A 19859-nucleotide genomic window follows, 5' to 3' on the forward strand; every position below is an offset into this window, starting at 1 on the left:
TCTTCAATTATTTAAGTGAAATTATATTCCGAAGTCTCAACCTTGTGCAGCTACTCGCTCCGTAGGATTTTGTAACTTATTGAGGGCAGCGATGTAAGCCTTCGCTGACGCCACCACAATATCAGGGTCTGCGCCTACACCGTTGACCACACGGCCCCCCATTTGCAAGCGTACGGTCACCTCGCCCTGGCTTTCGGTGGAGCCGCTGATGGCGTTAACCGCGTACAGCACCATCTCGGCGCCGCTGCGGGCCTGCGATTCAATCGCCTTCATCGATGCATCAACGGGACCGTTGCCGGTGGACTCGCCGCGCACTTCCTGGCCGTTGGCAATCAGCACCACGCTTGCCTTGGGCTGCTCGCCCGTTTCGCTCGATTGCGACAGCGACACAAAGCGGTAGGCTTCGGCCTGCGCCTCGGCGCCTTCCATGTGCACCAGCGCCAGGATGTCTTCGTCAAAAATCTCGCTCTTGCGATCGGCCAGGTCCTTGAAGCGGGCGAATGCGGCATTGATCTCGCTTTCGCTGTCCATCACCACGCCCAGCTCCTGCAGGCGCTGCTTGAAGGCATTGCGGCCCGAAAGCTTGCCCAGCACGATCTTGTTGGCGCTCCAGCCCACATCTTCGGCACGCATGATTTCGTAGGTGTCGCGGGCCTTGAGCACGCCATCCTGGTGGATGCCGGAGGCATGGGCAAAGGCATTGGCCCCCACCACAGCCTTGTTGGGCTGCACCACAAAACCGGTGGTCTGGCTCACCAGGCGGCTGGCGGCCACGATGTGCTGGGCGTCGATGTTGACATCGAGGCCAAAGTAATCGCGGCGCGTCTTGACGGCCATGACAACCTCTTCAAGTGAGCAGTTACCCGCGCGCTCGCCCAGGCCGTTGATCGTGCACTCCACCTGGCGTGCTCCACCGATCTTGACGCCGGCCAGCGAGTTGGCAACGGCCATGCCCAGGTCGTTGTGGCAGTGCACCGACCAGATGGCCTTGTCGCTGTTGGGAATGCGCTCGCGCAGGTTCAGAATGAACTGGCCATAGAGCTCGGGGATCGCGTAGCCGACGGTGTCGGGCACATTGATGGTCGTCGCGCCTTCGGCAATCACGGCCTCGATCACGCGGCAGAGAAAATCTGGGTCGCTGCGGTAGCCGTCTTCGGGGCTGAACTCGATATCGCCCACCAGGTTGCGGGCAAAACGCACCGACATCTTGGCCTGCTCGAACACCTCATCGGGCGACATGCGCAGCTTCTTCTCCATGTGCAACGGGCTGGTCGCAATGAAGGTGTGGATACGCGCACGGTTGGCGGGCTTCAAGGCCTCGGCAGCGCGGGCGATGTCGCGGTCATTGGCGCGGGCCAAGGAGCAGATGGTCGAGTCCTTGATGATGGAGGCGATGCTCTGCACACAATCGAAATCACCGTTGGAGCTGGCGGCAAAACCGGCTTCGATGACGTCCACCTTGAGGCGCTCGAGCTGGCGCGCAATGCGCAGTTTCTCATCCTTGGTCATGGACGCGCCGGGCGATTGCTCGCCATCGCGCAAGGTGGTATCAAAAATAATCAGTTGCTCGCTCATCGTGTTCTCCATTGCATTGGTCTTGCGCTGCCGCCGTGCTACCACCGTGGGTGAGTGGAATCTCTAAAACAGGCTGCAGGAAAGCGATCTGCTCGCCCTCCTGCAGCCTGCATCAACCGCGCTGTAGTTTACGTGCTTTGCTCTGCCTGTGGTTAGGCAGCAGCCGTTTCCGCAGCTGCTTGTGGCGCTGCCGTTTGCACGCTGGCGACAGCACCGCTACGTGCTACCGCGCTCATCACCGCGCGGAAAGCCGCCTGGGTGCTGTTGCTGTCCATGCCCACGCCGTACAGGCTCTGGCTGTCGCCCACGCGCAGCTCGATATAGGCGGCTGCCGTGGCATTGGCACCCTTGTCGCCGCGTGCATCGCTGGCGGCAACGGCATGCTCGCTGTAGTCGAGCAGGCGCACAGGAATGCCGATGGCGCTGCTGACGGCCTGCACAAAGGCATCGATCGGGCCATTGCCCTGGCCGGCAATGCTGACAGCCTGGCAGGCCCATTGCAGCTTGCCGCTGATGCGCACCTCATCGCTGTCGCCCGATTCCACACGGTACTGGGCCAGTGCATGGTTGGCGCAGAGTTGGTACTCTCGCTCGAAGATCTGCCACAAATCCTTGGCAGTGAACTCGGTGCCGGCCGTGTCCATCGCGCGCTGCACCACCTGACTGAACTCGATCTGCAAGCGGCGTGGCATGGCCAGACCATAGGCTTCTTCAAGCAGGTAGGAGATACCGCCCTTGCCCGACTGGCTGTTAACGCGGATCACCGCTTCGTAGCTGCGGCCCAGGTCCTTGGGGTCGATCGGCAGATAAGGAATTTCCCAGATATCGGCATCCTGGCGGGCCGCAAAGGCCTTCTTGATGGCGTCCTGGTGCGAGCCCGAGAACGAGGTGTAGACCAGGTCGCCGGCATAGGGGTGGCGGGCGGGCACCGGCAACTGGTTGCAGTACTCGACCTCGGCACGGATAGCGTCAATGTCCGAGAAATCCAGCTGGGGCGATACACCCTGCACATACATGTTCAAGGCCACGTTGACGATGTCAAGGTTGCCGGTGCGCTCGCCATTGCCGAACAAGCAGCCTTCCACGCGGTGGGCGCCGGCCATCAAGGCCAGCTCGGCGCTGGCCGTGCCGGTGCCGCGGTCGTTGTGCGGGTGCACGGAGACCACCACTTCAGGGCGGCCAGCGAACTTGCGCACCATCCACTCGATCTGGTCGGCAAACACATTCGGGGTGGCGTTTTCCACCGTGGTGGGCAGGTTCAGGATGATGTCGCGGCCCGCGCCCCAGGCGGCAATCGCGGTCTCGCAAGCCTGCAAGGACACATCGAGTTCGGCCAGGGAGAAGGTCTCGGGCGAGTATTGCAAGACCCACTCAGTGCCGGGCTGGGCATCGGTCAAGGTCTTGAGGTGGGTCACCTGCTCTTTGACCAGGGTCATCACCTCGGGCACGCTCATGCCGAACACGACCTTGCGCCAGACGGGGGCCACCGCGTTGTAGATGTGGACGATGGCGCGTGGCGCACCTTGCAGTGCCTCGACCGTGCGCGTGATCAGCTCAGGGCGGGCGGGGGTCATCACCTGGATGGTGACGTCGGCGGGAATGCGCTTTTCCTCGATCAACTGGCGCACAAAGTCAAATTCGATCTGCGAGGAAGCGGGAAAGCCGACTTCGATTTCCTTGAAGCCAATCTTGACCAGCATGTCAAACATGCGCAGCTTGCGCGCCAGGTCCATCGGCTCGATCAGCGCCTGGTTGCCATCGCGCAGATCGGTGGACAGCCAGATGGGTGCCTGGGTGATCTGGGCATCAGGCCAGGTGCGGTCACGCAACGCAATGGCTGGAAAAGCGCGGTACTTGCTGGAAGGTTGGGTCAACATGGTTGGCTGGTCTTTCTCATCGGAACAAAAAGTTCGGGGTTGGAAACCAGCAACCTGCTAAAACAGAATCGGCCCGTTGCTGGTGCAAACGGGCCGAGGTGTAGGGGTGAAAAACTGCGCGCTACTCTACCTGCCCGTTGGACATGCTAGTAGTAGAGCTAGGGACAGGTTTTGCATGGCGTTCACTCTAACACAGGTTTTGACGAAAGTCCGTAAAAAATTCAATCGTGGTGCAAGCCGCGCTCTTCGGGCTCGTCGGTCGAGGTCGCCACGATCGACACGTGCTGGCCCTTGAAGCGGCGCCAGGCATAGATCACATAGCCCGAGAGCAGGTAGGCCACAAAAATGAGGAACAGCATGGTGGCCGGCTCGACGCTGACCACGGCCAGCAGCAGCACCACCACCACCAGCGAGATGAAGGGCACACTCTTGGCAGCGCCTGCATCCTTGAAGCTGTAGTACGGGATATTGGTGACCATGGTCAGGCCTGCCAGCAAGGTGATGGCGAACATGATCCAGGACAGGTCATCGCGGCTGGCCGGGTAGCCGCCAAACAGCGCAATCACCTGGCCAAAGATCGGCACATCGCGGTGCGATACCAGGAGTGCGCTGGTCAGCCAGATGAAGCCCGCCACCAGGGCTGCAGCAGCGGGAGACGGCATGCCCTGGAAATAGCGCTTGTCCACCACGCCGGTGTTCACATTGAACCGCGCCAGGCGCAGCGCCGCACAGGAGCAGTAGACAAAGGCCGCAATCCAGCCCCAGCGGCCCAATGGGCGCAACGCCCATTCATAGGCAATCAGCGCCGGGGCAGCGCCAAACGACACCATGTCCGACAGCGAGTCCATCTGCTCGCCAAAGGCGCTTTGCGTGTTGGTCATGCGGGCCACACGCCCGTCCAGGCTGTCGAGCACCATCGCGCAGAACACGCCCACGGCGGCAGCCTCGAAACGGCCGTTCATGGCCATCACGATCGAGTAAAAACCGCCAAACAAGGCGGCCAAGGTAAACGAGTTGGGCAGCACATAGATGCCCTTGCGCCATTTGCGCTGCGCAGGCACCAGCGCAGGCGCTGCAGCCTTGGGCTTGGTTTCGTTTTCGTCCAGCATTCAATCCACTCCAGCGCCAGCTATATCTGCGCAATCAGCTACTTATTTTATAGTTTCCGGCGGGCTGCGACCCGGCCGAGCTTGGCCTACAGTGTAGCTTTTGCCACCAGGGGCCTCCCCAGGATGCCCATGAAAAAAGGACTGCCAAGGCAGTCCTTTGCGAATCAACGCCGCGCCGTTGCAGGCAGCGGCAGCCGATGTGATTTAGTTGCGGGTCTGGTCGACCAGCTTGTTCTTGGCGATCCAAGGCATCATGGCGCGCAGTTGGCCACCCACTTGCTCGATCTGGTGATCAGCAGTGTTGCGGCGGCGGGCGGTCATCGATGGGTAGCTCAGACGGCCTTCCTGAATGAACATCTTGGCGTAGTCGCCGTTCTGGATGCGCTTGAGCGCGTTGCGCATGGCCTTGCGCGACTCTTCGTTGATCACCTCAGGGCCGGTCACATACTCGCCGTACTCGGCGTTGTTCGAGATCGAGTAGTTCATGTTGGCAATGCCGCCTTCGTAGATCAGGTCCACGATCAGCTTGAGCTCGTGCAGGCACTCGAAGTAGGCCATTTCAGGCGCGTAGCCGGCTTCCACCAGGGTCTCGAAGCCCATCTTGATCAGCTCGACAGCACCGCCGCACAGAACGGCTTGCTCGCCGAACAGGTCGGTCTCGGTTTCTTCCTTGAAGTTGGTCTCGATGATGCCGGCCTTGCCGCCACCATTGGCCATTGCGTACGACAGGGCCAGGTCACGGGCCTTGCCGGACTTGTCCTGGTGCACAGCGATCAGGTGGGGCACGCCGCCGCCTTGGCTGTAGGTGTTGCGCACGGTGTGGCCAGGGGCCTTGGGTGCGACCATCCACACGTCCAGATCGGCGCGTGGCACGACCTGGTTGTAGTGCACGTTGAAGCCGTGCGCAAACACCAGCGAAGCGCCTTGCTTGATGTTGTCCTTGACGTTGTCGTTGTACACCTTGGCGATGTCTTCGTCAGGCAACAAGATCATGACCACGTCAGCGGCCTTCACGGCGTCGTTGACTTCCATCACGGTCAGACCGGCTTTCTCGGCCTTGGGCCAGGAAGCACCCGACTTGCGCAGACCGACGATGACCTTCACGCCACTGTCGTTCAGGTTCTGCGCGTGCGCATGGCCTTGCGAGCCGTAGCCGATGATGGCGACGGTCTTGCCTTTGATGAGGGACAGATCACAGTCCTTGTCGTAAAAAACTTTCATGCTTCGCTCCGTTGGTATCAGTCAAAAATGCAAACAAACACTTGTTCAAGAATCTGTATCGTCAGGGGGCCTTGCGGTGTTTCCTGACGCCAGCAAATAAGCCCCCGCTACAAAAGCGCCCAATCCTACTATGAGGGACAACCACAACTGGGAGCCTGGGGTAGCAAAGGCATCGGCCTGTGTGAGCAGTGGATCGCATTGGCGAATCTGGGTCCAGCCGCCCTGTTCCCAGGAGCATTCTGGATCATCTTGCTGTAGCGAAGACTCCACCAGCACAAGCCCCACCAGCAGCAGTACCACACCCACCGCCTGGCGGGCATGGCGTCGCAGCCGGTGACACCAGCGCATTACACGCGCAAGATGCGTTCACCGCGACCGATGCCGCTGGCACCGGTTCGCACGGTCTCAAGGATGGCTGACCGATCGATCGCGCTCAGGAAGGCATCGTTCTTGGCCTGGTCGCCGGTCACCTCGATGGTGTAGCTCTTCTCGGTCACATCGATGATGCGGCCACGGAAGATGTCGGCCATGCGCTTCATTTCTTCGCGCTCCTTGCCGACCGCCCGCACCTTGATCATCATCAGCTCGCGCTCGGTATAGGCGCCTTCGGTCAGATCGACCACCTTCACCACTTCAATGAGGCGGTTGAGGTGCTTGGTAATCTGCTCGATGACGTCGTCCGAGCCGGTGGTGGTGATAGTCATGCGCGACAGCGAGGCATCCTCGGTGGGCGCCACGGTGAGGGACTCGATGTTGTAGCCACGGGCCGAAAACAAGCCCACCACGCGCGACAGGGCGCCTGGTTCGTTCTCCAGGAGAACCGCAATGATGTGTTTCATAAGAACAGATTCCTCTTTTCGCTACCCTCCCCCAACGCCGGTAAGCGCTGAGCTCGGTAGACAATAGATTCGTCAGAATGGAAAAACCGAAGGGAAGCTTGGACGCACGCTTGCAGCAAGGCGCGCCCAGCCAGGAAGGCGTTTACAGATCGTCCGCGCCCAACAGCATCTCGGTGATGCCCTTGCCGGCCTGGACCATCGGGAAGACGTTCTCGGTCGGATCGGTGCGGAAGTCGAGGAAAACGCTCTTGCGCTCTTCGCGGGCAATGCGCCGCGCTTCGCGCAGGGCGGGCTCCACATCCTCGGGCTTCTCGATCAGAATGCCCGCATGGCCATAGGCTTCGGCCAGCTTGACGAAGTCAGGCAGCGAATCCATGTAGCTGTGGCTGTAGCGCCCCGAGTATTCGATCTCTTGCCACTGGCGCACCATGCCCAGGAAGCGGTTGTTGAGCGCGCAGATGATGATCGGCGTCTCGTACTGGCGGCAGGTGGCCAGCTCCTGGATGTTCATCTGCACCGAGCCTTCGCCGGTGATGCAAAACACCTCGGCATCGGGCTTGGCCAGCTTGATGCCCATCGCATAGGGAATGCCCACACCCATCGTGCCCAGGCCACCCGAGTTGATCCAGCGGCGCGATTCCTCGAAGCGGTAGTACTGCGCAGCCCACATCTGGTGCTGGCCCACGTCCGAGGTCACATAGCAGTCCGCATCGCGGGTCATCTGCCACAGCGTCTCGACCACAAACTGTGGCTTGATGACTTCGGTGTTCTCGCGGTCATAGCGCAGGCAATCGCGGCTGCGCCAGCCTTCGATGGTCTTCCACCAGTTTTGCAGCGCGTCGGCATCGGGGCTGGCCACGCTCTCGCGCACCATCGCGATCAGCTCGCTCAGCACTTCCTTGCAGTCGCCAACGATGGGCACATCCACCTTGACGCGCTTGGAGATCGACGAAGGGTCGATGTCGACATGGATGATCTTGCGGTCCACCGACATGAAGTGCTTGGGGTTGCCAATCACCCGGTCGTCAAAGCGCGCGCCCACGGCCAGCAGCACATCGCAGTTCTGCATCGCGTTGTTGGCCTCGATCGTGCCGTGCATGCCCAGCATGCCCAGGTATTTTTTGTCGCTGGCCGGATAGGCGCCCAGACCCAGCAGGGTGTGGGTCACCGGGTAGCCCAGCAGGTCCACCAGGGTGCGCAGCTCTTGCTCGGCGCCGCTCAGCAGCACGCCGCCACCGGTATAGATATACGGGCGCTTGGCCGCCAGCAGCAGCTGCAGGGCCTTGCGGATCTGGCCGCTGTGGCCCTTCTTGACCGGGTTGTAGGAGCGCATTTCCACCGTCGAGGGATAGCCGTTGTAGGCCACCTTCTTGAAGGAAACGTCCTTGGGGATATCGATCACGACGGGGCCGGGACGGCCGGTGCGTGCGATATGGAAAGCTTTTTTCATCGTCAGTGCCAGATCGCGCACATCCTTGACCAGGAAGTTGTGCTTGACGATGGGGCGCGTGATACCGACCGTATCGCATTCCTGGAAAGCATCCGAGCCAATGGCGGTCGTGGATGTCTGACCGGAGATCACGACGATAGGGATGCTGTCAGTGTAAGCAGTGGCAATACCGGTGACTGCATTCGTCAGGCCGGGACCAGAGGTGACGAGGGCCACACCCACCTCACCGGTGGCGCGGGCAAAGCCGTCTGCTGCATGCACTGCCGCCTGTTCGTGGCGAACCAGCACATGGTTGATGGTGTCTTGTTTGTAGAGCGCGTCGTAGATGTAGAGAACTGCACCGCCGGGGTAGCCCCACAGCTGCTTGACGCCTTCGGCCTGCAGTGCCTTGACCAGCACTTCAGCGCCCATGAGTTCTTGGGATTTCTGCGCGGACTGATGCGCCGCTTGCGCCGAGTTCTGTTCGGCCTTGGACATTTCCATGATCAACCTTTGTGAATTTCTCTAACGAAAAACCTCTGGTGCTCCTCGCCCAGCTCTTGTGGAGCCTGCTTGGAACTTGAGGCCAACGGACATGGGCGAGATGCTTGCGACGCCGGACCGTGACCCTTTTGCTTTTTGATGCTTATACATTATCGCACTGCAGCATTGCTTTGCGACAAGCTGCGGATTTTTTTTCGATAGGATGCGATAATCTAGGGCTTGATGCGGTGTTTTTTGCCACACTTGGTTTATTTGCCCGGGTAAAAAGCGAGAAATCTCTGAATAACCACGGTGTTGGGTACGATTTGGCCACAGAACGAGAACTGTCCGACTTTCTGAAAAGCGTTGAAAAGCGAGCTTTCAAGCGCTCGCTTTTTCATGTGCGCGACCAGGAAGCAGCGCTCGACATCGTGCAGGACAGCATGATGAAGCTGGCCGAGCACTATGGGGACAAGCCGGCCAACGAGCTGCCGATGCTGTTCCAGCGCATTCTGTCCAACAGCACGCTCGACTGGTTCCGCCGCCAGAAGACGCGCAATGCGCTCTTCACGACGATGAGCGACTTCGAAGGCCCGGATGACGAGGGGGAATTCAACCTCCTGGACATCTACAACGCCGACAATGGAGACGCGGAGCAAAGTGCCGAGGACCACACCAACCGCAAACAAACCCTTGCATTAATAGAAAAAGAGATACAACAGTTGCCAGCGCGTCAACGCGAAGCGTTTCTGATGCGTTATTGGGAAGAGATGGACATCGCAGAGACTGCAGCAGCCATGGGTTGCTCAGAGGGAAGTGTAAAAACCCACTGCTTTCGCGCCATCCAAACCTTGAGTAAAGTGCTTAAGGCCAAAGGAATCGTGCTATGAACCGCTCAAACACCGCCCAAACCGTTGTCAATGCTGAAATTTTTGCCCGCCGCGTTACCGCCCGGCTGAGCGAAGCCGAGGCTGATCTCGACTACGACATCAGCGAACGTTTGCGAGCGGCCCGGGAGCGCGCCCTGTCCCGCCGCAAGGTGGTGGCGGTGCCTGCGATTGCACGCCAGCCCCAGCAAGAGGCTGCTGCGCCTTCTGGCAAACGCAACTGGTGGCGTGCCGTGGTGTCGGCTGTGCCGCTGAGCGCGATGGTTGCTGGCCTGGCCTTCTTCAATGGGGTTCAGGCCGACGAAGGCGCCAGCGAAATGGCTGAGTACGATGCCACCTTGCTGGCTGACGAGCTGCCGCCAAGCGCCTATACTGATCCTGGTTTTACCCAGTTTCTGAAGATCGCTGCCCAAAAGCAGCCCACTGACAAGCGTTGAGACACGATTACGATAACGATGAGGTAGCCGGCAACACGCCCGCCCCTTCGACCATCCCCGCCATGGCAGCCAGTATTTTGCTGGCTGCTTTTGCTGTTGTGGGCGTCTACGCCGGCAACAAGGCCGCCAACATCTACGGCAGCGCCGCCAGCGATCTGGTCAGCGCCAACAGCGTCACCCGCTCCAGCAGCCCGCGCAATGAGGGCCCCAGCTGGGAAGCGCTCGATGACGACCAGCGCACCGTGCTGGCGCCGCTCGAAGAGCAATGGAACTGGCTGACCACCCAGCAAAAAAGCCGCTGGATGATGATCGCCGACAGCTTTGACGATTTCTCCCCCGAAGAGCAGCTGCGCATTGGCGAGCACATGAAGGAATGGGCCAAGTTCAGCCTGTCCGACCAAAGCCAGGCGCGGCTTAACTATTCGAACATCAGCAGCCTCTCGGCCGAGGAAAAGCGCAAGCTCTGGGAAGACTACCAGGCACTCAGCGCCCGTGAGCGCAAGCGCCTGGCCCAGGGCGGCGCGCTCTACCACGGCGGCGTGGCGCTGGCACCCCGCCCTTCGGCCCGCAGTACCGGTCGCCTGGTCAAAGTGCCGGCGGCGGCCATCAACCCCAACCGCGCCAACCCGCCCAAGATCCTGCCGCCGCCTGAGATCCGCGTGCAGTCGCGCGGCATGGTGACGCCGGTCGAGGTCGGCCCGCTCACCGGGCCGGCACCTGCCGCCCATGGCGCAGCACCGGCGCCCGCCTTACCACCCGCCCCCCCCCAGGCCTTGCCGCCCGCTCCGGTGGTAGAGACCGCCCCGGTGCAAATGCCCGCGCCGGTCACCTCCTCGCCACTGCCCCCACTGGATTCCCCAAGCCGGCCACCGGCGGGCGAATCACAGTCGCGCAGCAGCGACAGCCCGGTACACCCACCGACCTGATACTGTCCGCATGCAGACCTCCACCAGCACAACAGCGCTCCCTCCCGGCTCCGTCACCACCAGCGCGCTGTTGCGCGCACCGCGCCTGGCGCGGCGCATGGCCTGCTGGTTGTACGAGGGCATGCTGATGTTTGGCGTGGTCTTCATGTCGGGTTACCTCTACAGCTCGCTGAGCCAGACCCGCAACGCGATGGACAACCGCCATGGCCTGCAGCTGTTCCTGTTCATCATCTTTGGCATCTATTTCACCTGGTTCTGGCACAAGGGCCAGACCCTGGCGATGAAGACCTGGCATATCCGCATCGTGGACCGCAACGGCCACACCCTGACGCAGGGCCGCGCGCTGCTGCGCTATGTCTGCAGCTGGCTGTGGTTTTTGCCGCCGCTGGTGGTCAGCATGCCCTTTGGCCTGCCGGTGGGCGAGATCGTGGTGCTGCTGAGCGGCTGGATCGTGCTCTGGGCGTTGGCCAGCCGGTTGCACCCGCTGCAGCAGTTCTGGCACGATGCGCTGGCCGGCACACGCCTGGTCAGTGCCGAGCGCCCTGCCCCACACATCAAGGCACCGGATCCGGCGGTATAGGCTTACCCCTGTTGTGCCAGCGCTACCTGGTGCCAGAACCAGGCAGCGCGCCGATCAAATGTTGCAGTGCAATAATATGCTTTGACCTGCCCTCGCTATGCCATGATGGGCGATGACCACGCCTCCGATGAACCAGCACGATCCCCGCCCCCCTGCCGACGCCGCCGTGCCAGCGCACGGCCTGGCCGACATCCATGCCGCCAACCCGCAAAAAAGCCGCACCGGCCTGACGCGCGTCTGGCATGCCGCCGGTTATTCGCTGCAAGGCCTGCGCGCCGGCTGGGGCGAAAAGGCCTTCCGCATGGAAGCCATCCTCGCGCTGCTGATGCTGCCCGCCTCCTTCTGGCTGGCGCGGGACTGGCGCGATTGGGCCTTGCTGATCACCCCGGTTTTCCTGGTGCTGATCGCCGAGCTGCTCAACACCGGCATTGAAATGGCGATGGACCGCTTTGGCCCTGAGTGGCATGTGCTGGCCAAGAAGGCCAAGGACATGGGCAGTGCCGCAGTGTTCCTGGCCCTGGTGCTGTGCGCGGCGGTGTGGCTGCCTGCGTTGTATGAAAGATTGTTGAAATGACCCACTCCCCTTCCTTTTCGATGTGCGTTTACTGCGGCTCGCGCCCTGGCAAGCTCGAAGCCTTTGGCGAGGCCGCCCAGGCGGTCGGCCACTGGATTGGCAGCCACGGCGGCCAGCTGGTTTACGGCGGCGGCAAATCCGGCCTGATGGGCACGGTGGCCCGCGCCACGCGCGAGGCCGGCGGCCGCGTGGTCGGCGTGATCCCCAAGGCCTTGGTCGACCGCGAACTGGCCAATGAGCTCTGCGACGAGCTGCATGTGGTCACCACCATGCACGAGCGCAAGGCCATGATGGCCGAGCGCAGCAATGCCTTTATCGCGATCCCCGGCGGCATCGGCACCTTTGAAGAACTCTACGAGATCTGGACCTGGCGCCAGCTGGGCTACCACGACAAGCCCATCGGCATCCTCAACGCCAATGGCTACTACGACGGCATGCTGCAGTTCCTGCAGCAGTGCGTGGGCCAGGGCTTTATGGACGAGTGGCAGATGGGCCTCATCAAGAGCGGCAACGACCATGCCGCCCTGCTGGCCCAACTGGTCGAAGAAGCCGGCTTGGCGCAGCAAAGCGATGCGCTGCGCGCAGTAATCTAAGCAGCGCCCAGCAAACACAAAAAAAACGGCCCATTAAACGGGCCGTTTGCTTTTGCGGGATCACCGCCTCCACCATAGAACGAGGTGGAGGTTTTTAGGATAGAGCACTTAGTCGTTGTCCGCCACGGTCTTTGCGAACGCAATACCAATCAGCGAGATCACCGCCGTGCCCACGATGTACCAGGCCACCGGCACCCAGGAGCCGTTGTAGGTGTTGAGCAGCCAGGTGGCGAGCAAGGGGGCGGTGCCGCCCGCCAGCGCCGCGCCAATCTGGTAGCCCAGGGTGATGCCGGTGTAGCGCACACGGGTCGAGAAAATCTCCGAGAACAAGGTGCCCAGCACGGCGGTGATGGGCGCCCAGACGAGACCCAGGCCGACGACGGTGGCGATGACCAGGCTGGTCATGCTGCGCTGCTCGAGCAGCATGAAGTACGGAAAGGTGAAGGCGGCCATCACCAGGGTGCCTGCCACAAACATGCGCTTGCGGCCAATGCTGTCCGACAGGCGCCCCATGATCGGGATCATCAAGGTGGTGAGCAGGGTCGCAATGGTCACCGCATTGAGCACGGAGATCCGCTCAAAGCCCAAGGTGGCGGTGGCGTAGCTGACGATGAAGGTCGAGAAGATATAGAACGGAGCCGTTTCCACAAACTTGATGGCAACGGCCACCAGCACCGCGCGCCAGTGGTAGCGCAGCGTTTCGACCAGCGGGATCTTGGCCACATTGCCGCTGGCCTTGGCCTGCTTGAAGGCGGGAGTCTCATCGATGCCCTTGCGGATCCACAGCCCCAGGAACACCAGGATGGCGCTCAGCAGGAAAGGCACGCGCCAGCCCCAGGCCAGGAACTGGTCATCGGGCAAGGTGCTCATCACGGTGATGGCCAAGGTCGCCAGCACCATGCCTATGGTCACGCCCATCTGCGGCACGCTGCCAAACAGACCCTTGCGGTTCTTGGGCGCGTACTCGTAGGCCAGCAGCAGCGCGCCGCCCCACTCACCGCCAATGCCCAGGCCTTGCACCAGCCGCAACACGATCAGCAGAATCGGCGCCCATATCCCAATCTGTTCATAGCCCGGCAGCAGGCCGATCAGCACCGTGGCGCCACCCATCAGCGACAAGGTGATCACCAAGGTCTTCTTGCGCCCGATGCGGTCTCCGATGTGCGAGAAGATAAAGCCGCCCAGTGGCCGGATGAAAAAGGTCAGCGAGAAGGTCAGATACGACAGCATCAGTCCCACGACCGGGTCCGAGGTCGGGAAGAACACCTTCCCGAACACCAGCGCCGCCGTGGTCGCATAGAGGAAATAGTCAAACCACTCGATGGAGCTCCCCATCAGACTGGCAATCAGAACTCGCTTGTTGGTGGCCGCAGACGCTGCTGGCTCGGTCGAAGATGTGCGCATGGAAGGAATGAATCAGATAGCAAAAAAATGAAGGGTAGCCCGGCCCGCACCGGGCGGGGCTATGCAGATCAAGCGGCTGCGCTGCCTGAGGCGCTGAAGGCGTCAAAGGCCAGCGATGCGGCAGCCAGGTCTTCCAGCGCTGTGCCTACGGCCTTGAACAGGGTGATCTCATCGGCGCTGTGGCGGCCGGCGTGCTGGCCACGGCACAACTGCTCCAACGTAGCGGCCAGGCGGCTCGGCTCCCAGGCGCCGCTGACAATCGGATCGAGGATGTCCCCGGCTTTCATCAGCGCTTCCGGGGTATCGACAAAAACCGTGGCGCGGGCAAAGCAGGCATCATCGCTCTCGCGCATCGCCGGGGTAAAGCTGCCGATCAGGTCCAGATGGGCACCGGGCCGCAGCCATTCGCCGCGCACCAGCGGTGCGGTCGACAAGGTGGCGCAGCTGATGATGTCGGCCTGGCGCGCTGCCTGCTCCAGGTCGGTGGCGACCGAGGCTTGCAGGCCCTGCGCCTGCAGGCGCTCCACCATCGCTTGCGCAGCCTCGGGGCGGATGTCCCAGACCTGCACCGCTTGGATATCTCGCACACAGCGGTAGGCATCGGGCAGCAGGCTGGCCACGCGGCCGGCGCCGACCACCAGCAGACGGTGGGCATCGGGGCGGCTGAGCCAGCGCGCTGCCAGGGCCGATGCCGCAGCGGTGCGGCGCGAGGTGATGGCATCGCCATCCAAGACCGCCAGCGGGGCACCGGTGGCCGCGTCATAGAGGATGAAGACCGAGTGCAGACCGGGCAGACCGCGCGCCTGGTTGCCGGGGAAGATCGATACCGTCTTGACCCCAATGCGCTTGCCGGTCTGCCACGCCGGCATCAGCAGCATGATGCCGTCTTGCGTACGGGTCTCGCCCGCGATGGCGTGGTTGTGGCGCAGTGGCACTTGGCAGCCCGCGATGAACATCTGTTCGAGACTGTCGATCAAGGCTGCCATCGGCAAATGCTGGCTGGTGTGGCTGAAGTCAAGGATTTGCATACGGCGCAATATATCTACTAAAGAGAAATAATTTTCGTATACGAAATTTAATGCAGTTTGAGACAATAAATTTCTTAAATCCGTTCTTTCCATCTAGGGTTTACCCGAGAATTGGACCTAAAACGCGGCCGCCACGGCTGCGCTGCGCCACCGGCCAGCGCAGCGCCCCCTACACTGGCGAGCACCACAAGAGCCTGCCATGCCCCACGCCCCCCTGCCCCACCACAACGCCGGCGCCGATGCCACCACCGATGTGCTGGCCACCAAGCTGCGCCTGCTGCGGCGCAACGCCGATCTGACCTTGCAGCAGCTAAGCCAGCGCTGCGGCATCTCGGCCTCCGCGCTGTCCAAGATCGAGCACGGCCAGCTCTCGCCCACCTATGAAAAGATCGCGGCGCTCGCGCGCGGGCTGGATGTGGATGTGGGCGAGCTGTTCAGCCCGCTGCAGCAAACCGGCCTGCGTGCCCGGCGCAGCATCACCCGCCAGGGCGATGGCCTGGTGCACCGCACGCCGCAATATGTCTATGAGCTGCTGCATGCCGACCTGGCCGACAAGCGCTTTATTCCGCTGCTCACCACCATCAAGGCCCATGAGCGCAGCGCCTTTCCCCAGTTGCTGAGCCACGATGGCGAAGAGATGCTCTATGTGATGCGCGGCACCGTGGTGGTGCATACCGACAGCTATGCGCCGCTGGAGCTGGCTGCTGGCGACTCCTGCTATTTCGACAGCGTCATGGGCCATGCCTGCATCTCGGTCGGCGATGAGGATGCGCAGGTGCTGTGGATCTGCTCACACATCACGATCAAGCCCTGAACCCGCTGCCCAGCAACCGGCGGCAGACATGAAAAAAGCGCCTGGCTTGCCCAGGCGCTTTTGCGGATGTGGATGCGGTCTGGATCAGACGGCTGCTTCGTCCAGATCACCGGTACGGATACGGATCACGCGCTCGATCTCGGTGACGAAAATCTTGCCGTCGCCGATCTTGCCGGTGCGGGCCGCGTTGACGATGGCGTCCACGCAGCGGTCCACATCCTCGTCCTTCACGGCGACTTCGATCTTCACCTTGGGCAGAAAGTCCACCACATATTCCGCGCCACGGTAGAGCTCGGTATGGCCCTTCTGGCGGCCAAAACCCTTGACTTCACTGACGGTCAGACCGGTCACGCCCACATCCGCCAGAGCTTCACGCACCTCGTCCATCTTGAAAGGTTTGATAACGGCGGTAATCATTTTCATAAAGCTCTCCTGGGATGGGCATATACACGCTGCGCAGGCGATGCGCGCAGCAACTGGGGCTATTGTGCGTCAAGATTCCGCCTTCGGCACCTCCGGGGCCAAATCTCCAGCCAACGGCGGCATTAGCCCATGTCTAAGCGCCGTCCAGACGCAGGTCCAGCCGGGCAGCCAGCGCCTGGCTTTGGGCATTGAGGCCCGTCACCTGCACCGCACTGCCATGCTTGCGCAGCCGCGCACAAACCTTGGCGAGCGCCTGCACTGCGGTGATGTCCCAAAGATGCGCCTGGGCCATGTCGATGCGCACCGGCCGGCCCTCGATCTCGCGCACATCAAAGGCATCGACCAGCAGATCGGCCGAGGCAAAGAACACCTGGCCGCGCACGGCATAGACCAGCTCGGCATCGCCGCTGCGCTGCACCTGCAGCAGCGTGGACACCTTGAACATGAAGAACACCCCGCTGAGCAGCACACCCACGGCCACACCGGCAGCCAGGTTGTGGGTGGCAATGGTGACCACCACGGTGGCCAGCATCACCAGGCTCGACAGCTTGGGATGTTTGAGCAGCGCGCGGGCCGATCCCCAGTCCAGGGTCGAGGCCGACACCATGACCATGATCGCGACCAGCGCCACCACCGGCACCTGGGCCACCCAGGGCTTGAGCAGCACCATCAAGCCCAGCAGAAAGGCGCCAGCAAACAAGGTGGACAGTCGGCCGCGCCCGCCATAGCGCACATTGCTCACACTCTGGCCGATCATGCCGCAGCCCGCAATGCCGCCAAAGCAGCTGGCCGCCACATTGGCCAGGCCCAGCCCGCTGCATTCACGGTTCTTGGCGCTCGGGGTGTCGGTCTGCTCATCGACCACGCTGGCGGTCATCAAGGATTCAAGCAGGCCCACCATTGCAATGGCCAGCGCCGGCAGCGCAATCAGCTGCAGGGTCTGCCAGGACATTGGCACATCGGGCAGCGCCCAGCTGGGCAAGGTATCGGGCAGCAGGCCCAGATCGGCCACGGTCTTCAGGGGCAGGTCCAGCGCATGGGCCACGCCCGTCAGCACCAGGATGCAGATCAGCGGCGACGGGATGGCCGTGCTGATGCGCGGCAGCCCATAGATGACCACCAGGCCCAGCGCCAGCATGGCCCAGGTGGCGCTATTGGCGCCCAGCAGATGCGGCAACTGGGCCGCAAAAATAAGAATGGCCAGCGCATTGACAAAGCCGGTGCGCACCGAGCCCGAGACAAAGCGCAGCAGCACCCCCAGGCGCAGCCAGCCAAACAGCATCTGCATGGCACCGGCCAACAGGCCGGCGGCAAACAGGTACTGCACGCCATGGGCCTGCACCAGCGGCGCAGCCACCAGGGCCACCGAGCCCGCAGCGGCCGACACCATGGCCGGCCGGCCGCCCACAAAGGCAATCACGATGCTGATGACAAAGGAGGCGAACAGGCCCACCGAGGGATCCACACCAGCGACAAAGGAAAAGGCGATGACCTCGGGGATCAGCGCAAACGTGGCGACTGCGCCGGCCATCAGCTCGCGCGGCACACTCGGCGCCCACTGGGCACGGAAATAATGAAGAAAAGGGGACATGGCAACGCGCGCACCCGGCAGCGCCGGGTACCGCTCCAAAAAAGACGGAGGAATGGCGGCAGCACAGGCAGGCTGCGCAATGCCGCGATCAACGAAAGCGAGGAAAGCGAGGAAAGCGAGGAAAGGCGGGCCGCGCTATGGCGGATGGCGCCGCGAAAAGCCCGACTGGCGCGTGGCCACCAGGCGTGCGATGCGCGCGCGCACAAAGCTCAGGAAACGCGCAGCCCCCAGCTGCCCCGCAGCAAGCGCAAGGGCTGGGCAGGCACAGCGCATCAAGGGCATGGGCGAGGCGTGGGGCGCAGCCTGGCCGCTCAGCCCCGGAAACCGTTGGTGATGGGGTAGCGCCAGTCGCGGCCAAAACCCCGGGCCGACAGGCGCGGGCCCACGGCGGCCTGGCGGCGCTTGTATTCGTTGATGCGGATCAGGCGCACCACCCGCTCCACATCGGCGCGAGGGTAGCCGGCTGCCACGATGCTGTCGATGTCGGCGTCCTGTTCCATGTAGCGCTCGATGATGGCATCGAGCACCTCATAGGGCGGCAGGCTGTCCTGGTCCTTCTGGTCCGGGCGCAGCTCGGCACTGGGCGGGCGGGTGATGATGCGCTCGGGGATGGGGTTGCGGCCGGTGCCATAGGGGTCATGGGCATTGCGCCAGCGCGCCAGCTCGAACACACGGGTCTTGGGCACATCGCGCAGCACCGCAAAGCCGCCCGCCATGTCGCCGTACAAGGTGCAGTAGCCGGTGGCCATCTCGCTCTTGTTGCCGGTGGTCAGCACAATGGAGCCAAACTTGTTCGACAGCGCCATCAGCAAGGTGCCACGGATGCGGGCCTGCAGGTTTTCCTCGGTTGTGTCTTCGGCACGGCCGGCAAAATCATGCGCCAATGCGGCCTTGAAGGCCTCGAACTGCGGCGCAATCGAGATCTCTTCATAGGCTACCGACAGGCGCTCGGCCATCTCGCGCGCATCGATCCAGCTGATGTCGGCCGTGTACGGCGACGGCATCATCACGGTGCGGACCTTGTCGGCCCCCAGCGCATCGACCGCAATCGCCAGCACCAGCGCCGAATCGATACCGCCGGACAGGCCCAGCACCGCACCGGGGAAGCCGGTCTTGCCCAGGTAGTCGCGCACCGCCACCACCAAGGCCTGCCACAGCTGCTGGTTGGTATCACCGGGCGCAGCCACGGGGCCGGACAGTTGCAGACCGGTGGCCGTGGCCTCCACCTGCACCGACAGCAGATGTTCGTCAAAACCCGGCGCGCGGGCGGCCACCTGGCCATCGGCATTCAGCGCGAAGGAATGGCCATCGAACACCAGCTCGTCCTGCCCGCCCACCAGGTGGGCATAGACCAGCGGCAAACCGGTTTCGCGGCAGCGCTCGGCCAGCAAGGCCTCGCGGTGGCCGGGCTTGTCCATCTGGAACGGCGAGGCATTGATGACAGCCAGCAGCTGCGCACCCGCCGCCTTGGCCGCACGCGCGGGCTGGCTGGCCCAGGCGTCTTCACAGATCAGCAGGCCAATGCGGCTGCCCGCCACGTCGAACACGCAGGTCTGCGAGCCTTCGACAAAGTAGCGGGTCTCGTCAAATTCACGGTAATTGGGCAGCAGCTGCTTGCGGTAGCAATCCAGCACCTGGCCGGCGCGCACTACGCTGGCGGCGTTGTAGCAGCGGCCATGGGCGGCATGCTGCGCCGCCTGCGGGTGGCCCAGCACGATGGTCAGATCCGGCCACTGCGTGCTCGCCTGTACCACCTGGGCCACCGCCGCATCGCAGGCCGCCAGGAACGAGGGGCGCTGGAACAGGTCTTCGGCGGCATAGCCGCAAATGCCCAGCTCGGGTGTCAGCAACAGCTGCACGCCCTGGGCAGCCGCCTGGGCCGCAGCATCAATGATCTTGCGGGCATTGCCCGGCATATCACCCACAACAAAGTTCAGCTGGGCGTTTGCGATGGAAAAATGGGACATGGATGACTCGATGGCAAGGGGGCAGCGCACCAGGGCCACAAAGAGAGCGGGCGGGGCCCGCGCCAGGTGCAGCCAAAGAGTCTAGCTTACAAAGCCCCAGGC

At 62.6% G+C, this 19859-nt stretch carries 18 protein-coding genes; 7 read left to right on the plus strand and 11 right to left on the minus strand.

Annotated features, from left to right (window positions below):
* Positions 1–36: 36 nt before the first annotated feature.
* The 6 genes from LPW39_RS07480 to LPW39_RS07505 form a co-directional block, all read right to left on the minus strand.
* Entirely contained in the window at positions 37–1575 is a 1539-nt protein-coding gene (locus LPW39_RS07480) for a 2-isopropylmalate synthase (protein ID WP_133858526.1), read from the minus strand.
* A gap of 152 nt (positions 1576–1727) precedes the next feature.
* Complete coding sequence (gene leuA / locus LPW39_RS07485) at positions 1728–3452, minus strand: 2-isopropylmalate synthase (RefSeq protein WP_230773058.1); 1725 nt, start codon at positions 3450–3452, stop codon at positions 1728–1730.
* Positions 3453–3673: 221 nt separating this feature from the next.
* Positions 3674–4561 (minus strand): CDP-diacylglycerol--serine O-phosphatidyltransferase, encoded by an 888-nt coding sequence (gene pssA, locus LPW39_RS07490; protein WP_230773060.1) that lies wholly within the window; start codon positions 4559–4561, stop codon positions 3674–3676.
* 204 nt (positions 4562–4765) lie between these two features.
* Positions 4766–5782, minus strand: coding sequence for a ketol-acid reductoisomerase (ilvC, locus tag LPW39_RS07495; protein ID WP_230773062.1), 1017 nt, complete (start codon positions 5780–5782; stop codon positions 4766–4768).
* A 347-nt stretch (positions 5783–6129) separates the two neighbouring features.
* Positions 6130–6621 carry an acetolactate synthase small subunit gene (gene ilvN / locus LPW39_RS07500; RefSeq protein ID WP_021024891.1) on the minus strand — a complete coding sequence of 164 codons (492 nt, stop codon included), beginning with the start codon at positions 6619–6621 and terminating at the stop codon, positions 6130–6132.
* 142 nt (positions 6622–6763) lie between these two features.
* The gene (locus LPW39_RS07505) at positions 6764–8554 is read right to left on the minus strand and encodes an acetolactate synthase 3 catalytic subunit (RefSeq protein ID WP_230773064.1); all 1791 of its coding nucleotides are present in this window, start codon (positions 8552–8554) and stop codon (positions 6764–6766) included.
* 305 nt (positions 8555–8859) lie between these two features.
* Between LPW39_RS07505 and LPW39_RS07510 the strand changes: the two genes are divergently transcribed.
* From LPW39_RS07510 to LPW39_RS07535, 6 genes are all read left to right on the plus strand, one after another.
* Positions 8860–9423, plus strand: coding sequence for an RNA polymerase sigma factor (locus LPW39_RS07510; protein WP_133858566.1), 564 nt, complete (start codon positions 8860–8862; stop codon positions 9421–9423).
* A complete protein-coding gene (locus LPW39_RS07515) occupies positions 9420–9857 on the plus strand; it encodes a DUF3619 family protein (protein WP_133858531.1) in 438 nt (145 codons plus the stop codon). Before LPW39_RS07510 ends, LPW39_RS07515 begins: the two co-directional genes overlap by 4 nt.
* Positions 9854–10783 carry a DUF3106 domain-containing protein gene (locus tag LPW39_RS07520; RefSeq protein ID WP_230773066.1) on the plus strand — a complete coding sequence of 310 codons (930 nt, stop codon included), beginning with the start codon at positions 9854–9856 and terminating at the stop codon, positions 10781–10783. The genes LPW39_RS07515 and LPW39_RS07520 overlap by 4 nt, the downstream gene beginning before the upstream one ends.
* A gap of 10 nt (positions 10784–10793) precedes the next feature.
* Positions 10794–11363: an RDD family protein gene (locus LPW39_RS07525; protein ID WP_407928810.1), complete on the plus strand. Its 570-nt coding sequence runs from the start codon at positions 10794–10796 to the stop codon at positions 11361–11363.
* A 127-nt stretch (positions 11364–11490) separates the two neighbouring features.
* Entirely contained in the window at positions 11491–11937 is a 447-nt protein-coding gene (locus LPW39_RS07530) for a diacylglycerol kinase (RefSeq protein WP_407928812.1), read from the plus strand.
* Positions 11934–12530 (plus strand): LOG family protein, encoded by a 597-nt coding sequence (locus LPW39_RS07535; protein WP_230773077.1) that lies wholly within the window; start codon positions 11934–11936, stop codon positions 12528–12530. The genes LPW39_RS07530 and LPW39_RS07535 overlap by 4 nt, the downstream gene beginning before the upstream one ends.
* 108 nt (positions 12531–12638) lie before the next feature.
* On the opposite strand, the gene LPW39_RS07540 is transcribed toward LPW39_RS07535, so the two are convergent.
* Both LPW39_RS07540 and lhpI read right to left on the minus strand, forming a co-directional pair.
* Positions 12639–13934 (minus strand): MFS transporter, encoded by a 1296-nt coding sequence (locus LPW39_RS07540; protein WP_230773079.1) that lies wholly within the window; start codon positions 13932–13934, stop codon positions 12639–12641.
* Between the two features lie 68 nt (positions 13935–14002).
* Positions 14003–14962, minus strand: coding sequence for a bifunctional Delta(1)-pyrroline-2-carboxylate/Delta(1)-piperideine-2-carboxylate reductase (gene lhpI / locus LPW39_RS07545; protein WP_230773081.1), 960 nt, complete (start codon positions 14960–14962; stop codon positions 14003–14005).
* Between the two features lie 199 nt (positions 14963–15161).
* On the opposite strand from lhpI, the gene LPW39_RS07550 reads away from it, so the two are divergent.
* A complete protein-coding gene (locus LPW39_RS07550) occupies positions 15162–15776 on the plus strand; it encodes a helix-turn-helix domain-containing protein (protein ID WP_230773083.1) in 615 nt (204 codons plus the stop codon).
* Between the two features lie 84 nt (positions 15777–15860).
* Here LPW39_RS07550 and glnK read toward each other — a convergent pair whose 3' ends face one another.
* The 3 genes from glnK to LPW39_RS07565 all read right to left on the minus strand — a co-directional run bounded on the left by glnK (position 15861) and on the right by LPW39_RS07565 (position 19757).
* A complete protein-coding gene (glnK, locus tag LPW39_RS07555; RefSeq protein WP_116925027.1) occupies positions 15861–16199 on the minus strand; it encodes a P-II family nitrogen regulator in 339 nt (112 codons plus the stop codon).
* A 133-nt stretch (positions 16200–16332) separates the two neighbouring features.
* Complete coding sequence (locus tag LPW39_RS07560) at positions 16333–17790, minus strand: SulP family inorganic anion transporter (RefSeq protein WP_230773085.1); 1458 nt, start codon at positions 17788–17790, stop codon at positions 16333–16335.
* A 311-nt stretch (positions 17791–18101) separates the two neighbouring features.
* On the minus strand, positions 18102–19757 hold the full coding sequence (locus tag LPW39_RS07565) for an NAD+ synthase (RefSeq protein WP_230773087.1): 1656 nt from the start codon (positions 19755–19757) through the stop codon (positions 18102–18104).
* Positions 19758–19859: the final 102 nt, after the last annotated feature.

It is taken from the genome of Comamonas koreensis, from assembly GCF_021026195.1.
Taxonomy (GTDB): Bacteria; Pseudomonadota; Gammaproteobacteria; order Burkholderiales; family Burkholderiaceae_C; genus Comamonas; species Comamonas koreensis.

What these genes read in the sequence shown, in the direction of transcription:
- LPW39_RS07535 (WP_230773077.1), top strand. Translation starts at nt 11,934, where the DNA reads ATGACCCACTCCCCTTCCTTTTCGATGTGCGTTTACTGCGGCTCGCGC.
- leuA (WP_230773058.1), bottom strand. Translation starts at nt 3,452, where the DNA reads ATGTTGACCCAACCTTCCAGCAAGTACCGCGCTTTTCCAGCCATTGCG.
- lhpI (WP_230773081.1), bottom strand. Translation starts at nt 14,962, where the DNA reads ATGCAAATCCTTGACTTCAGCCACACCAGCCAGCATTTGCCGATGGCA.
- pssA (WP_230773060.1), bottom strand. Translation starts at nt 4,561, where the DNA reads ATGCTGGACGAAAACGAAACCAAGCCCAAGGCTGCAGCGCCTGCGCTG.
- LPW39_RS07480 (WP_133858526.1), bottom strand. Translation starts at nt 1,575, where the DNA reads ATGAGCGAGCAACTGATTATTTTTGATACCACCTTGCGCGATGGCGAG.
- LPW39_RS07550 (WP_230773083.1), top strand. Translation starts at nt 15,162, where the DNA reads ATGCCCCACGCCCCCCTGCCCCACCACAACGCCGGCGCCGATGCCACC.
- LPW39_RS07525 (WP_407928810.1), top strand. Translation starts at nt 10,794, where the DNA reads ATGCAGACCTCCACCAGCACAACAGCGCTCCCTCCCGGCTCCGTCACC.
- LPW39_RS07530 (WP_407928812.1), top strand. Translation starts at nt 11,491, where the DNA reads ATGAACCAGCACGATCCCCGCCCCCCTGCCGACGCCGCCGTGCCAGCG.
- ilvC (WP_230773062.1), bottom strand. Translation starts at nt 5,782, where the DNA reads ATGAAAGTTTTTTACGACAAGGACTGTGATCTGTCCCTCATCAAAGGC.
- LPW39_RS07505 (WP_230773064.1), bottom strand. Translation starts at nt 8,554, where the DNA reads ATGGAAATGTCCAAGGCCGAACAGAACTCGGCGCAAGCGGCGCATCAG.
- glnK (WP_116925027.1), bottom strand. Translation starts at nt 16,199, where the DNA reads ATGAAAATGATTACCGCCGTTATCAAACCTTTCAAGATGGACGAGGTG.
- LPW39_RS07565 (WP_230773087.1), bottom strand. Translation starts at nt 19,757, where the DNA reads ATGTCCCATTTTTCCATCGCAAACGCCCAGCTGAACTTTGTTGTGGGT.
- ilvN (WP_021024891.1), bottom strand. Translation starts at nt 6,621, where the DNA reads ATGAAACACATCATTGCGGTTCTCCTGGAGAACGAACCAGGCGCCCTG.
- LPW39_RS07515 (WP_133858531.1), top strand. Translation starts at nt 9,420, where the DNA reads ATGAACCGCTCAAACACCGCCCAAACCGTTGTCAATGCTGAAATTTTT.
- LPW39_RS07540 (WP_230773079.1), bottom strand. Translation starts at nt 13,934, where the DNA reads ATGCGCACATCTTCGACCGAGCCAGCAGCGTCTGCGGCCACCAACAAG.
- LPW39_RS07560 (WP_230773085.1), bottom strand. Translation starts at nt 17,790, where the DNA reads ATGTCCCCTTTTCTTCATTATTTCCGTGCCCAGTGGGCGCCGAGTGTG.